At 72.0% G+C, this 14,240-nt stretch carries 13 protein-coding genes; 7 read left to right on the forward strand and 6 right to left on the reverse strand.

Translation table 11 applies throughout. The features are described 5' to 3' along the window. Positions 1–283 precede the first annotated feature (283 nt). Positions 284–1,396, forward strand: a complete 1,113-nt coding sequence (locus tag K4B79_RS25245) for an ArsR/SmtB family transcription factor (protein WP_232029185.1) — start codon at positions 284–286, stop codon at positions 1,394–1,396. A gap of 52 nt (positions 1,397–1,448) precedes the next feature. Then, positions 1,449–2,708, forward strand: coding sequence for an MFS transporter (locus K4B79_RS25250; protein WP_232029186.1), 1,260 nt, complete (start codon positions 1,449–1,451; stop codon positions 2,706–2,708). Between the two features lie 258 nt (positions 2,709–2,966). Here K4B79_RS25250 and K4B79_RS25255 read toward each other — a convergent pair whose 3' ends face one another. Both K4B79_RS25255 and K4B79_RS25260 read right to left on the reverse strand, forming a co-directional pair. Next, the gene (locus tag K4B79_RS25255) at positions 2,967–3,227 is read right to left on the reverse strand and encodes a YybH family protein (protein ID WP_232029187.1); all 261 of its coding nucleotides are present in this window, start codon (positions 3,225–3,227) and stop codon (positions 2,967–2,969) included. A 153-nt stretch (positions 3,228–3,380) separates the two neighbouring features. After that, a complete protein-coding gene (locus K4B79_RS25260) occupies positions 3,381–4,175 on the reverse strand; it encodes an MBL fold metallo-hydrolase (protein WP_232029420.1) in 795 nt (264 codons plus the stop codon). Positions 4,176–4,191: 16 nt separating this feature from the next. On the opposite strand from K4B79_RS25260, the gene K4B79_RS25265 reads away from it, so the two are divergent. Then, positions 4,192–4,836 carry a tannase/feruloyl esterase family alpha/beta hydrolase gene (locus K4B79_RS25265; protein WP_232029188.1) on the forward strand — a complete coding sequence of 215 codons (645 nt, stop codon included), beginning with the start codon at positions 4,192–4,194 and terminating at the stop codon, positions 4,834–4,836. A gap of 239 nt (positions 4,837–5,075) precedes the next feature. On the opposite strand, the gene K4B79_RS25270 is transcribed toward K4B79_RS25265, so the two are convergent. Next, positions 5,076–5,711: a TetR/AcrR family transcriptional regulator gene (locus K4B79_RS25270; RefSeq protein ID WP_232029189.1), complete on the reverse strand. Its 636-nt coding sequence runs from the start codon at positions 5,709–5,711 to the stop codon at positions 5,076–5,078. Positions 5,712–5,826: 115 nt separating this feature from the next. Here K4B79_RS25270 and K4B79_RS25275 point away from each other — a divergent pair, with 115 nt between their 5' ends. Continuing rightward, positions 5,827–7,221, forward strand: a complete 1,395-nt coding sequence (locus K4B79_RS25275; protein ID WP_232029190.1) for an MFS transporter — start codon at positions 5,827–5,829, stop codon at positions 7,219–7,221. After that, a complete protein-coding gene (locus tag K4B79_RS25280) occupies positions 7,218–8,444 on the forward strand; it encodes an FAD-dependent monooxygenase (RefSeq protein WP_232029191.1) in 1,227 nt (408 codons plus the stop codon). The genes K4B79_RS25275 and K4B79_RS25280 overlap by 4 nt, the downstream gene beginning before the upstream one ends. Positions 8,445–8,480: 36 nt before the next feature. Here the strand turns inward: K4B79_RS25280 and K4B79_RS25285 are convergent, their stop codons facing one another. Next, positions 8,481–9,473: an enoyl-CoA hydratase/isomerase family protein gene (locus K4B79_RS25285; RefSeq protein WP_232029192.1), complete on the reverse strand. Its 993-nt coding sequence runs from the start codon at positions 9,471–9,473 to the stop codon at positions 8,481–8,483. Between the two features lie 175 nt (positions 9,474–9,648). On the opposite strand from K4B79_RS25285, the gene K4B79_RS25290 reads away from it, so the two are divergent. Continuing rightward, positions 9,649–10,236 (forward strand): NADPH-dependent FMN reductase, encoded by a 588-nt coding sequence (locus tag K4B79_RS25290; RefSeq protein WP_232029193.1) that lies wholly within the window; start codon positions 9,649–9,651, stop codon positions 10,234–10,236. Between the two features lie 41 nt (positions 10,237–10,277). Here the strand turns inward: K4B79_RS25290 and K4B79_RS25295 are convergent, their stop codons facing one another. Both K4B79_RS25295 and K4B79_RS25300 read right to left on the reverse strand, forming a co-directional pair. Then, on the reverse strand, positions 10,278–11,903 hold the full coding sequence (locus K4B79_RS25295; protein WP_232029194.1) for an IclR family transcriptional regulator domain-containing protein: 1,626 nt from the start codon (positions 11,901–11,903) through the stop codon (positions 10,278–10,280). Positions 11,904–11,991: 88 nt separating this feature from the next. Continuing rightward, complete coding sequence (locus K4B79_RS25300; protein ID WP_232029195.1) at positions 11,992–13,287, reverse strand: M6 family metalloprotease domain-containing protein; 1,296 nt, start codon at positions 13,285–13,287, stop codon at positions 11,992–11,994. 256 nt (positions 13,288–13,543) lie between these two features. On the opposite strand from K4B79_RS25300, the gene K4B79_RS25305 reads away from it, so the two are divergent. Further along, on the forward strand, positions 13,544–14,185 hold the full coding sequence (locus K4B79_RS25305; RefSeq protein WP_232029196.1) for a TetR/AcrR family transcriptional regulator: 642 nt from the start codon (positions 13,544–13,546) through the stop codon (positions 14,183–14,185). The last annotated feature ends 55 nt before the right edge of the window (positions 14,186–14,240 follow it).

Here is a 14,240-nt window from a genome sequence, read left to right on the forward strand (position 1 = left end):
GGGGGCTTGTGGGAAGCCTTGTTGAAAATCCAGGGTGTGGATCTTCGACGAGGAGCGCAAGCCCGCTGGTCAGATGTGGTGCGACGCTCTCCGCCGGGTCATTTGAGCAGACAACGTCACGTACCAACGACTGACCAGGGTAGCTTAGCGGATGCGCGCCAGTGAGGGTCCTCTGTCTGGGGGCAGGAGGTCGGGGCGGCGAGCTGGAGTGCCTCTGACCTGTGGTGGGCCTCTCGCGCGGCAGGCTCCCTCCGGGGGCGCCGGGCGGCGAGGATGGCGGGTCATGACGATCGTGTTCCGGGTGCCTGCCGGTGGTGCGGAGCGGGTGGGGTTCGCCTACTCGCCGACGATGGAAGCCGTACTGAGCCTTCATGTGCTGGTGGAGCCCAAGCACCACCCCGTCCAGCACGGCTGGGTGCGGGCGATGCGCAAGCTGTCGCCGGCGCTGAAGCGGGAGATCGAGGCGTTCTCCTACGCGGTGCGCTCGTACTTTCCCGAGTTCCTCTTTCCGCGGCCGACCGGTGGGCTGGCGGACTTCGGCAGCGAGTTGGCCGGCCTGCGTACGGCGGACCCGGAGCTGGTCCGGCTGGAGTTCGCCGTCCCGCTGTTGTCGCCGTGGCCGGGCGGCGGCGAGGGCCGGGATCCTCACGTGCTGCGGGAACCGGACGTACGCGCCCTGCTGCGGGAGCGTCTCGCGCGGGAAAGCGATGAAGCGATGGCCGCGATGCTCCTGGACGACCCCCGCGCCCTCCTCGAAAGGTTCCTGAGCATGCTGGAGCGTTATTGGCGGGAGGCGTTCGAGGAGGAATGGGCGCGGATCGAACCGGAGTTGGCCGCGGGGGTGAGCGAGGCCGGGCATCAGATCGAACAGCGCGGTCTGTACGGCATGCTCCGCGGCCTGTGGCCGGAGGTGCGCATCGACCGGCAGACCGAACGCTTCTGGCTGGAGCGCCCCCACGACCACGAGGTCGCCATCGGCCCGGACGACACCCTGCTGCTCGCCCCCAGCGCGTATGTGTGGCCGCACGTCCGGGTCAACTGCGACGGCCCCTGGCCCCTCGGGCTCGTCTTTCCCGTCTCGTCGATCGCCCGGGAAGCCCGCCCCAGGATCCCTCCCGCACAGCTCGTCGGCATGCTCCGCGCGCTCGCCGACGACACCCGCCTGCGCGCCCTCCGGCTGATCGCCGAACGCCCGCGCAGTACCCAGGAGTTGGCCCCGCTGGTCGGCGTCAGCGAGGCCGCCCTGTCCAAGCACCTGCGCGTCCTTGCGGACGCGGGCCTGCTCGAACGCCGCCGTGAGGGCTACTACGTCCTGTACCGGCTCGTGCCCGGGCAGGTGGCGGGTCTCGCTCCCAGCCTGGAGAGCTTTCTCCACACCACCGACCCCATTGATTAGCCATCTGCCTAATAAGTGGATCAGGTGCCGGAGGAGATCCGACAGTGGCGGCATGTCACTGCTCAGGGACCGCGACTTCCTGTTTCTCTTCGTCGGCCAGGCCGTCTCACGCTTCGGCGACGGCCTGTACACCGCCGCGACCGCCTGGCTGGCCTGGTCGCTGACGAAGGACCCGACGGCCGTCGCCGTGGTCAGCGTGTCCGCGTTCGCGCCCGCGTTCCTGGCCACGTTCGTGTCCGCCTCGTACGCCGACCGTTACGACCGCCGCAAGCTGATGATCGCCACCGATCTGGCCCGGGTCGCCGTGGTGGCGGTGGCCGCGGTGTTGCTGTCCCTCGGTCTGCTGAACCTGCCCCTGCTCGTGGTGACAACGGCGCTGCTGGCCCTGATCGGCGCCCCGTTCGCCCCGGCCCGCAACGCCATCGTCACGCAGATCGTCCCGGCCGACCGTCTGCAACAGGCCAACGGCCTGCTGCAGGTCGCCTTCCGGGCCGCCTTCTTCGTCGGCCCGCTCATGCTCGCGCCGCTGCTGGCCTACGGCTCCATGCGGGCGGCGCTGGTGGTCGACGGACTGACCTTCCTGGGCTCGGCGGGCGCCGTGGCCGCCATCCGCGTGACCCGTCCCGTCCCGGCCGCGGGGCAGGTGGGGCTGTGGGCCGATCTCGCCGCCGGGCTCAGGGCCGTTCGGGCCGCTCCCGACGTGCTGGTGGTCATCGTGACCTTCGTGCTCGCCCTCGCTCTGACCAGTGGTTTCCTGACGGTGGGGCTGGTCGCGGTCGTCGGGCAGGGCGGCCGCTACGGCCTGTTGCTGGGCGTCGCCGGGGTCGCGGAGGTGGCGGGGGCGCTCGTGCTGGCCGGCCTGCGGATGCGCAGACTCGCCCTGGTGGCGGTGCTGGCCTGGGCCCTGCTCGGAATCTTCCGTGCGCCGCTCGGGATCGTCACCTCCACCGCCGGGGCCGTGGTGCTCCTGATCGCCACCGGGCTGGCCTCGGCCCTCACGGACATCCCGCTGATCGCACTGGTGCAGCAGCGCATACCGAGTCACCATCTGGCGAAGGCCTTGGGTCTGTGGGAGGCCGGAGTGGCCGGGGCCCTGGCCGTTTCCCCCTTCGTGGCCTCGACCACCATCGCACTCACCGGAGTCCAGGACGCCTTCCTCCTCTCGGGCGCCGCCCTCGTCGTTCTGGCCATGAGTGCCGCGCTCACCCTGGCCCGCATGGACAGAGCACAGCGGCCCGGGCCGTTGCGCATCGGCGTCCCGTCCGGTTCCGAGGCCGAACAACCGGCAGCCGCCCCGGAGTCCGCCCGGTGACCGGCCCTCTGCTGTCGTCCCGGCCCCGATTCCGGACGGCCCGCCGTGAGGGAGGCTCGCCGCACCAGTCGTGAGCCGTTCGCGCTGAACCCGGCAGACCTGCTCACCCTCACCGGCCAACCGCGCCCGGACCGCACCCGATCATGACCGTGTCGCCGGCGCCGGACAGCAAGTGGCGGCCGCATCGAGAAAGACGATGCGGCCGCCGCTGCCGTGCCGAGGTTCCGTCGCCCGGCGGTGATGCCGGGATGACGAGGATCAGACGCCGTAGGGGTTGTCGATGATGTAGACCCAGTCCCCCTCGCTCGTCCTCCTCATCACCTCGACCGCCTTTCCTTCCACGATGCCGCTCTCGCTCGTGATCCGCCAGGACGGCTGGACCGTCGCCAGGTCGCCGTTCTGATGGACCGACGCGGCCACCACCTCCATGGTGCTGGGCGAGGCGAGGTAGGGCTTCAGCGCTTCCTTGATGGCTTCCCTGCCGTAGACCGGCTTCTGTCCTGGTCCCGGTACGAACATGGCTCTTCGTCGAAGAGGGAACCCAGTCCGTCGAGGTCGCGGTCCTTGAGGTACTGGGCGAAGCGCTCGTGCACGGCTTCCGGCTTCATGTTCTTTCCTTGTCGTTTCGTTTCTTCGTCGCGGACGGGCGGGTCGGCGGCCCTGGGTGAGGTGTCAGCGGGTGTGCTGGTCCGGCAGGGGGACGGGCCGGCCCGGGGTGGGCCAGTGCAGGGGGGCGCCGGCGGCGTCGAAGACCTGCTGTACGTGGCCGCGGTCCTCGGTGTAGTGCGCCCAGCCCTCGGCGTGCACGGCCACCACGAGGGGGTCGCCGAGCAGGCGGCGGGCCTCGACGGCCTGGTCCGCGGTCAGCGACAGTCGTATGTCACCGAATGCCTCGAAGCCGGCCGCGCCCAGGTGCAGCAGCGCCACGTCGATGCGGTACCGGCCGGCCAGGGCACTCATCGCGTCCAGGTCGACGGTGTCACCGGAGACGTACACCGTCGGTGCCGAGCCGTCGTCGGTGTGCAGGAGGAAGCCGGTGACCGGACCGGTGATGTCCTCGGTGCCGGCGGGACCGTGACGGGCGGGAACCGCGGTGATGTTCAGCGGCGTGCGGCCCGGCTTCGACAGGGTCCGGGTCTGCCAGGGCTCCAGGCCGACGGCCGCGCCCCCGAGCTCGGGGGCGCCGGCGACGGTGGTGAACACCTGCGAGGCAGCGGAGGCCACCGTACGCCCGGCGATGTCGAGGTTGTCCAGATGCCCGGTGTGGCTGACCAGGACGGCGTCGAGAGCGGGCAGTTGTGCGGGCTTCAGTGCCGGGTCGGCGGTCTTGCGGACCGGGACCGGGCCGTCCTGGTATTCGGTGCCGGCGGCGTCGAAGGTCGGGTCGGTCAGCAGCGTCCAGCCGGCCAGGTGGATGAGTGCGGTGGGGCCGCCGAGCACCGTCACGGTGTTCGCGGCGCGGGTCACGGCCAAGGACGCGGCCGTGGTGAAAAAGATCTGGGACGGGCCGCGACGCCCGGACGGTCGCCGCCTGTGGTACGGAATCCTGCCCGGCGCCTCGTTCGCCAGACTCGCCGCCACCGCGAACGGCGACGGAGTCCCGACGCCTCTCGCGTCGGGCTGGTTCACCTACTGGCTGGCGAAGGACCCCTCCTTCGACTGGCACAGCCTGACCACGGCCAACTTCACCCACTACGCCGACCAGTCCCGTCAGGAGTGGGGCCCCGTCGTCGGCACGGACGACCCCGACCTGAGCGCCTTCCGCGCCGCCGGCGGCAAACTGCTCCTTTGGCACGGCCTGGCCGACCAGTTGATCCCTCCCCAGGGAACGATCAGGTACTACGAGCAGGTCACCGCCGCGATGGGCGGCCGGGCGAAGACCGAGCAGTTCGCCCGCCTCTTCACGGCCCCCGGCGTGGGCCACTGCAGGGGCGGCTCCGGCCCCGCCCCGGCCGACCCACTGACGGCCCTGGTGAAGTGGGTCGAACACGGCAAGGCCCCCACCACCCTGCGCGCCGAGAACGGGTCCATGAGCAGGCCGCTGTGCCGCTGGCCGGCCGTGGCCCGCTACGACGGACACGGCAGCACGAACGACGCCGCCAACTTCCGCTGCACCGGCCGCCAGTGACGCGTCGAGCGCCTCGACCGGCACGGACCACCGGAAGCTGACGATGAAACCCCCACGTCTTCGACCTGGGGGTTTCATCGTGGAGAGGCTGATGCCCGCCCTCATGGTCGCTCGATGGTCTGCTCCCGCATCTCGGCGCATCGGGCAGGCGGCACCGCCCGGGGCCGACGCGTAGAACTGCCGCGCGCCGACCTGGCGGGATGGTCCGAGGCGAGCCTCCGGGAAGCCGGTGAGGCCGATCAGGACCCGGTCCGATACGCCCGGAGAAAGGTCCGCACCCCCGCCACGATGAGCGGCCGGACACGGCTGTCCTCCGTTGCGTTCACGGAACCGAACCGGTTGAGCGCGACGCCGAAGGTCAGCGCGATGAACTGGTCGGCGGCGAGCCGGGCGTCGGGGACGTCGAGCAGCCCGGCCGCGGCGAAGTCGGCGAACCGTTCGGCCAGGGCCTCGTCCGGGGTGTCGGCCATGGGGTTCTCACCCGGGCCGGGGACATGTCCGGACCGCGCCCGGACCAGCCGTTGCAGCGTCGCGTACTCCGCCGAGTCGAGCATGTCGGTCGCGATGCGCATCGAGAACGTGACCAGGACGTCTTCGAGTTCGGCGGCGTCGGTGAGGCCGGTGAGGGTGTCGTCGAGGATGCGCCGGATCGTGCTGATCAGTGACTGGCCGATGGCGTCGACGACGGCCTGCAGCAGCGTCTGCTTGTCGCCGAAGTAGTCGTAGACCGTCCGCTTGGACACCCCGGCCCGGGCGGCGACGGCGTCGACGCTGGACCGGTCGAAGCCGTCGGCGAGGAACAGTTCCCGGGCCGCGGTGAGGATGGCGGCCCGCTTCTGCGTGGACCCCTCGCGCAGCGTCTTCGTGGTCGGCATGGCCATACCCTAACCTGACTACACTGCACGGTGTAGTGTAGTTCTTCGGATGGATGCGAAGAGAGGGGAGCCGGGATCCGTCCCGCTCGCCTCCGCAACGAGGGAAAGGACGTCCATGACCACAACCCTGGCTCCCCCGGTCCGCGTCGGGAAGGCCGCCGTCTGGGCTCTCGGCATGCTGGCCGCCGCCACCGGGGCCCTGGAGGCGGTGGTGACACCCACGCTCCCGCTGTTGCAACGCGAGTTATCGATGAGCCCCACCCAAGGGGCTCTTCTCAGCGTCGCGCTGCTCATCACCGGTGCTCTCGTCGCGCCCGTCGCGGGCAACCTCGGTGACCGCCACGGCGGGAAACGGGTCATGGTCCGGCTGATGGCGGTGGTCGTGGCGGGCGGACTGGTGTCCTCGCTGGCGCCGAACATGCCGGTGCTGCTGCTCGGTCAGGTGCTGGAGGGCGCGATGGTGGGCGCGATGCCGCTGTCGTTCATCCTGGTGCGCAAGTATCGCCCGACGGGCGAGTCCCCGGTGGCCATCGGGTTGGTCAGCGGGTTGTTCGTCGGCGGCAACATGCTGGGCACGCTGATGGCCGGGCCCCTCGCGGAAGGGCTGTCCCGGCACTGGATGTTCGCCGTACCGACGCTCGCGATCGTCGTGGCGACCCTGTTCGTCCACCGGCTGATGCCGGACGACCCGCCGGCCCGGCCGGACGCCAGGATCGACTGGCCCGGCCTGGTGCTGCTGAGCGGTGTTCTGCTGACGCTCATGCTCGGCCTGCTGGTGGCACCCGAGTTGGGCGGACGCCCCCTCGTGCTCGGCGCCCTCGTCGTGCTCCTGGCCCTCCTCGTGGCCGGATGGATCTCCGTCGAACGCCGGTCACCCTGGCCGATGGTCGATCTGAAGCTGATGGCCAGGCCCGCGATGTGGAGCTCCTATGTGATCACCTTCGCCGTCTGCGTCGGCACCTCGTCCTCGATGTTCCTCGTCCCGCAGCTGTTCGCGGCGTCCGCCGACGGATACGGCTTCGGGGCCGGCTCCACCGACATCGGGTGGTACCTGTTGCCCGGGACCGTCGCGGGGGCGGTCAGCGGGCCGCTCGGCGGGATCGCGGCGCGGCGGTTCGGCTCAAGGGCCGTGGTCACGGCCGGAATCGTCGCCATGACGGCCACGCTGACCGCCATGGCGTTCGTGCACACCGAGGTCTGGCACCTCGTCGTCGGCAAGACGCTGATCGCCCTGGCCGGCGGTGTCTGCGTCACGGCGATGGTGGTCAGGACCGCCACCTCCGTCGATCACGGCAACACCGGCACCGCCACCAGCCTGGTCCTGGTGACCCGCGTGATCGGCTTCGCCGCGGGCGCGCAGGTCAGCGGCGCCTTCCTCACCGCCGGGACCCGCCCCGGAGCGGACGACCCGGCCGAATCGGCCTTCGTCACCGGCTTCCTCATCGCCGGTGTCGTCACGGCACTGTCCCTGCTCGCCGTCCGGCGCCTCACCAAAGGAGTCAAGGAATGACCCCCACCGACCGGTCGACCGACATCCGCACCACGCCGAGGCGCCGGGTCCTGATATCGGGGGGCGGCATCGCGGGTCCCGCCCTCGCGTACTGGCTGAACCGCTACGGATACGCGGTCACCGTGGTGGAGAAGGCGGGCACGTTACGCAGCGGTGGATACCCCGTCGACGTGCGCGGCACCGCCCTGGAGGTCGTCCGGAGGATGGGCCTCCTGCCCCGCCTGCGGGAGGCCCACGTCGACTCCCGTCGGTTCACCTTCCTCGACGGCGACGGCGCCGAGGTGGCCTCGATCCCCCCGCACGCCGTCGACGGCAGTGCCGCGGGCCGGGACCTGGAGGTGCGGCGCGGCGATCTGACCGCCGCCCTCCACGCGGCGGTCCGCGACGACGTGGAGTTCCTCTTCGACGACTGGGTCGAGACCCTCGACCAGTCGGGCGACGGCGTCGACGTCACCTTCCACGGGGGCGCCAGGCGTACGTTCGACATGGTGTTCGGCGCGGACGGTCTGCACTCGCGGACCCGGGAGCTCCTGTTCGGCCCCGAGGAGCAGTTCCACCGGTACCTCGGGTATTGCTTCGCCGTGTTCACCCTGCGCAACACCTTCGGTCTCTCCCACGAGATCATGATGTGGAACACCCCGGGCAGGGCCGCGGCCCTCTACGCCGTGGCGGACGACGACACAGTCCACGCCTTCCTGAACTTCGCCCGTCCCGAACCGCCCACCGCCGACGACGCGTTCCGGGACCCGCGAGCCCAACGGGACCTGGTCGCCGCGGTCTTCGCCGACGCGGGATGGGAGGTCCCGGGCCTGATCGCCGCCATGCGCGACGCGGACGACCTGTTCGTGGACGTGGTCGGCCAGATCCGTATGCCCCGCTGGTCCAGCGGCAGGGTCGCGCTGGTCGGCGACGCCGCGTACGCGCCCTCGTTCCTCACCGGGCAGGGCACGAGCCTGGCGCTCGTCGGCGCGTACATGCTCGCCGGTTCCCTGGCCGGCCGGGACGCCGCCGAGGGCTTCGCCGCCTACGAACACGGCACCCGTGCGTTCGTGACCCTGAACCAGGACCAGGTCGGAGTGGGCGACGCCCCTCTCTTCCCGGCCACCGCCCGGGCCCTGGAGCGGCGCAACGACATGCTGCGCAAGCTCCGCACGCTGCCCGCCGCACAGGCCCGGCCGGTCCACTCGGCCCTCACCCTGCCCGAGTTCACGCCCGTGCCGTGACCCGGACCCACGTCCCCGCCGGCCGGCGGACCGTGCTCAGGCCGGCTGCCACACGGGGGTGTGGTCCTTGTCGACGAGGACGGCCCGGACCCCTTCCAGGAAGTCCGGTTGGACGATGGTGGTCCGGGCGAGGCGGAGGTCCGCGGCGAGACAGTCGCGCAGGGTGCGGTCCCGGCCGGCGGTCAGCAGGGCGTGGGTGATCTCCAGGCTGCGCGGGGAGACGGCGTCCAGGGTGGCCAGGGCCCCGGCCGCCCAGGCGCCGTCCAGGCGGCGCAGCTCCGCCCTGATGCCGGCGAGGGTCGGGGAGCCGAAAGCGCGGTCCACCTCGGGACGTACCGCCGCCAGCCTGCTGCGCGGCACCACCGAGCCGTCGCCCAGGTCCTTCAGGACGGTGTCGACCGGGGTGTGGGGGTTGGCGGCCAGGGCCTCCGGGACCAGGTGGACGCGGTCGGCGGGCACGAAGTGGGTGGCGAGTCCGGTGTACAGGGCGTCGGCCGCGTCGAGGCGGTGGCCGGTGAGGCCCAGGTACATGCCGAGGGCACCGGGGAGACGGGGGAGGAAGTAGCCGGCGCCGATGTCGGGGAAGAAGCCGAGGGCGGTCTCGGGCATGGCCAGGACCGTGTTCTCGGTGACGACGCGGTAGCGGCCGTGGACGGACAGGCCGAGGCCGCCGCCCATGCAGATGCCGTCGACCAGGGCCACGACCGGGACGGGGTACTCGGCGATCCGGGCGTTGAGCCGGTACTCGGTGGCGAAGAAGCGCTCGCTCGCCTCCGCGTCACCGGCGAGCACGTTCTGCCGGATCGCCCGCATGTCCCCTCCGGCGCAGAAGGCCTTCGCGGACGTGCTGGACAGCACCACGGCCGTGAGGGGGCTGCCTTCCCAGGTCGCCAGGGTGTCGTCGACGGCGGCGACCATGGATGTGGTGAGGGCGTTGAGGGCCTTGGGGCGGTTCAGCCGGATCCTGCCGACGCCCTGGTGGACATCGGTGAGGATCTCGCTCGCCGCCGGCGCAGTGGTGTCAGTCATCCCCTCTATCAATACCAGCGACCCGATTCCGGTGATCCGGTACCAGTGGCCGCCGCCGAGCCGGGCTTGACCTCAAGTTAAGTCGAGCTTCTACGTTCCTGATGTGGCCCCGTTCCGGGGCCGGCAGCCCAGTACCCGACACCACCCGGTACCCGACACCAGGGACGGAACTCCCATGCCCCAGAACCCGCTCAAGATCGGCGTCCTCGTCGCCAGCATCCGCCCCGGCCGGTTCGCCGACAAGGTCGCCGACTGGTTCGTCTCCGAGGCCGGCCGGCGCGACGACATGGAGGTCCATGTCATCGACCTGGCCGAGCCCGTCCTCGCCGAGGAACTCCGGCTCAGCCTCTACGGGGCGGGCGCCCCGGACGGCGGCCCGCGACTCGCCGCCCGCATCGGCGAACTCGACGGTTTCGTCGTCGTCACCCCCGAGTACAACCACGGCTACCCGGCCGGCCTGAAGCTCGCCATCGACCAGGTCTACGCCGAGTGGCGGGCCAAGCCGGTCGGCTTCGTCGCCTACGGCGGCATGGCCGGCGGGCAGCGTGCGGTGGAGCAACTGCGCCAGGTCTTCGCCGAGTTGCACGCCGTCACCCTGCGCGACACCGTCAGCTTCCCCATGGCCTGGGAACGGTTCGACGAACAGGGTCGCCCCTACGACGAGGACGGCGCCGCCAAGGCCGCCACCGTGCTGCTGGACCAACTCGCCTGGTGGGGAGCGACGTTGAGGGAAGGACGCGCCGTCCGGGCGTACGCGGTCTGAGGTCCGCGCGGCCCGCCCGGGACCCCGGCGGGCCTCGGCCCTCAGTGGAGCGCCACCCGCACGAACCTCCCCGCCACCGCCATCTCCCCCTCGATCCGCCCCGCCGTGGCCCGCAGTTCGGGCAGGATGTCGCGGACGCACTCCTCGGCCGTGCGGCGGGCCGCGTGCAGGGCCACGTTCGCGGCGGCGACGACCCGGCCGGTGCGGTCGTGGACGGGGACGGCGATCGAGCGCAGCCCCTCCTCCCACTCCTCGTCGAGCAGGGCGTAGCCGCGCGCGGTGGTCTCCGGGTCGGCCAGCAGCACCCGCCCCAGTGAGGTGGCCGCCGCCGGCAGACGGGTGCCGACGGTGATGTCCACGCTCATCACCCGGTCCGCGGCCGCCCGGGCCGTGTACTGGATCTCGTCACCCGTGAGCACCGCCAGCGACGCCGACTCGTGGACGCGCGCGGCCAGATCCGCCAGATGGGGACCGGCGATGCGGGGGAGGGACGTACGGGACAGGAGCGGAAAGCCCAGGGACAGCACGCGGGGGGTGAGGACGAACACGCGGTGCGGGATCCCGGCCGGACGCGGCTCTGCGGCCGGACGCGGGCCCGACACCACCAGGCCCAGATGCTCGTACGTGATCAGCGCCCGGCGGGCCGTGGCCCGGGCCAGCCCGGTCGCCCTCGCCACCTCCGTCAGGGTCAGCGCCGCCCTGCCCTCGCCGAACGCCGTGAGCACGGTCAGCCCCCGGGCCAGCGACTCCACGAACTCCCGGCCCAGTTCCTGCTTCGACGCCCCCGTCCAGGCCGCCAGTCCCGAGGGCTGCGGCCCGGGTGCCGGCCGCGCGGCCGGGGCGTCCCGCAGGGCGCGTTCCATGTCGGCGACCGCCGAACGCAGCCGGGGCAGGAGGGTGTCGCGCAGATCCGCCGCCGTATGGCGGCTCGTGTGGCTGACCACGCTCGCCACGCAGGCGATGCGGCCGGTGGCGGGATCCCGTACGGGCACGGAGACCGCGACCAGGCCCGCTTCGATCAGCTCGTCGTCCAACGCCCAGCCGTCCGACCTGGCTTGCGCGGCCCGCGCCTCGAACTCCCCGTCCGTGCCCCCGCGTTCCCTCGGCGGTACGGCGGGAAAGCCGCGGTCCTCCGGGTCCGCCGCCCGGCGCGCGCGCCAGCCGCGCCAGTCCTCCTCGGTCCACTCGGACGCGAACAGCGGGCCGGGCGCGGTGCGTTCGGCCGGCAGCAGGTCGCCGATGCGGAAGCTGAGGGACATCGCGCGGCGGCGGGTGGCCTGGTGGATGAAGCGGATGCCGTCGCGGTCGCCGACCGCCAGCGACACCGACTCGTCCAGCTCGTCGGCGAGCGCGTCCGCGCGTGCGGCCAGCAGGTCGGGCAGGCGCAGGGCGGCCAGATAGGCGTTGCCGAGTTCCATCAGCCGGGGGGCGAGGACCACGTCCCGGCCGTCGAGACGGACGTATCCCATGCGGGCGAGGGTGGCGGTGATCCGGTCGACCGTGGCCCGGGCGAGGCCGGTGGCCCGCTCCAGCCCGCTGGGGCTCAGCGTCCCGCCCGCCTCGGTCAGCCGGTTGAGCACGGTGATGCCCCGCATCAACGGCGCGACCGCCTCGGCCGGTACGGCCGCCCCGGCGGGGGCATCGTCCAAGGACGTCTCAGCGGGCATGGGTTCTCCGGTACGACGATCGCGGCAGGCCTACCGTAAACCGGCGGCCGCCCCCTTCAGCACCGCGTCACCGGAAGCACCTCGGTCCTCACCGTCGCGTCACCAGCAGCCGGTAGTTCCCGGCCAGGTCCGCCCCCGCCACCGAGATCCGCAGTCCCCGCCGTACGTCCTGGAAGTCCTGGCCGGGGGCGAAGGGCGCGTCGGAGAGCTCCGCGTGGATGTTGGGGCTGCGGGTGCAGCCGCCGCTGTCGCGGCGGGAGTCGTAGACGGTGACCGGGCCCTGGCCGGTGTCCACGTTCGCGTCGACCTTGTAGATCAGGACGCCCGGGCGGCACACGGTCTCGTCGTTGCCCTCGCGGGTGCGCAGTTCGACGGCGTAGCCGGTGCGCCGGTCGAGGGGCACGAACAGCAGCTTCGAGCCGCCGGCCCGGCCCAGCGGGGTCAGGGTGTGCTCGGTGGTCCCGCGGGCCGTCACGCAGCTCATCTGGTCGGCGTCCAGCCAGCCCAGCTTCCACTTGTGCCAGCCGAGGAAGTCGTTGTTGGCGCCCCAGTCCTCGCTCATGATGTCCCAGTGGCCGACCGCGCCCCCGCCCTCCTGGGTGTACAGGTCGGGCAGACCGAAGACATGGCCGTTCTCGTGCGGCAGGACCCGGTAGCCGGTCTGCGCGTAGGAGCCGGAGCCGTCGTCCTGACGGGAGTAGACGAAGGAGGCGTTGGCGACCGGCACGCCGTCCGCGACGGGGGCCTCGGTGTTCCCGGCGAAGGTCACCGACAGGACCGTGTCCAGCGCGGAGGGGCCCGCGTTCGGCGTCACCAGCACGTTCAGGAAGTCGTACGTCCGGAAGTCCACGCGGGGGTCGGCGGCGGCCACGATGTCCTGGACCAGTTCCCGGTAGCCGGGGTCGAAGGGGGCGCCGCGCTCTATGCCGTACGACCGGAAGGGCTTCGGCATGCGCAGCCAGTCGGCGACCGGGGTCTCGGGGCGGTAGTCGAGGCGGCCGTAGGAGCTGGTGCGGAACCAGTCCTGGGTCTGCGGGAAGAACTCGCGGAAGCGGTCGAGGGCGCTGCCCGGACCGGGGGCGTCGGAGAAGTCGACCATCAGGGTGAGGGCGCGGACCGTGCCGGTGGAGCGGGAGTAGCCGCTCGGGGTGGGGACGCCCTCGGACATCTGGACGGTGGGGCGGCCGCTGATCATGCAGGCGCCGTGGGTGGCCGCGTCGGCCCTGGCGATCGGGCCCGCCCCGGCGGCGGTCGGGGTGCTCGCCGTGAGGTGCCCGGTGCCGGCCGAGCCGCCGACCGCGAGGGTCAGCGCGGCCACGGACGCGAGGGCGGCCACGCGGCGCGGGCGTATCCGGCTGCGACGGCTGGTCGCCTGTGGCTCCATGCACGGGCCTTTCGTCCAGGCAGCCACCGGTGACCGGCTGCACCCTTTCGATCACCCTGTGCCGAGGGGTGGAGGGGCGCGCGTTGGAGGAGACCGAACGTGGGTTTCTCGCCGCTGGACTTGTGACTCAGGTCACAACATAAGTTCTCCTCAACCTGAAATAACCGGGGAGCGTCTCCCCGTTTAGTCATGTGTCCGAGCGAAACGGGGAGAGCGTCCCCGGATCGTTCACCCACCGCCCATCGAGGAGTACGCCGTGACCGCCACGACCGTGCAGCGCAAGGTGCCCCGGCCGCGAGCCGACGCCCTGCGCAACCGGGAGCGGATCGTCGCCGCCGCCCGGGAGATGTTCACCGAGTTCGGCCCTGACGTGCCGCTCGACGAGATCGCCCGCCGGGCCGGCGTCGGCAACGCCACGGTGTACCGCAACTTCCCCGACCGCGACGCGCTGGTCCGTGAGGTCGTCTGCTCCGTCATGGACCGGACGACCGAGGCGGCCGAGCGTGCCCTCGCGGAGACCGGGGACGCCTTCGAGGCCCTGGAACGCTTCGTGCACGCCGCCGCCGACGAGCGCATCAGCGCGCTGTGCCCGATGGTCCGGGGGACCTTCGACCAGTACCACCCGGACCTGGTGGCCGCGCGCGTGCGGTCCGAGGAACTCGTGGCGGCACTCATGGACCGGGCCAAGGCGGCCGGTCAGCTCCGCACGGACGTGGACTCCGGTGACCTGATGGTCGCCGTGGCCCAGCTCAGCCGGCCTCCGGCGGGCACGGCCTGCGTCCAGGCGGACCGTTTCGTCCACCGCCATCTCCAGGTGTTCCTGGACGGACTGCGGGCCCCGGCCCCGTCCGTCCTGCCGGGCACGGCCGTGACCATGGAGGATCTCCGCCAGGCCTGACCGGCCGGCTCTGACCGATCAGTTCAGCGCGCCACCTCAGTCAGTACTCCGACAT

The organism is Streptomyces lincolnensis (assembly GCF_021173675.1).
GTDB lineage: Bacteria > Actinomycetota > Actinomycetes > Streptomycetales > Streptomycetaceae > Streptomyces > Streptomyces lincolnensis_B.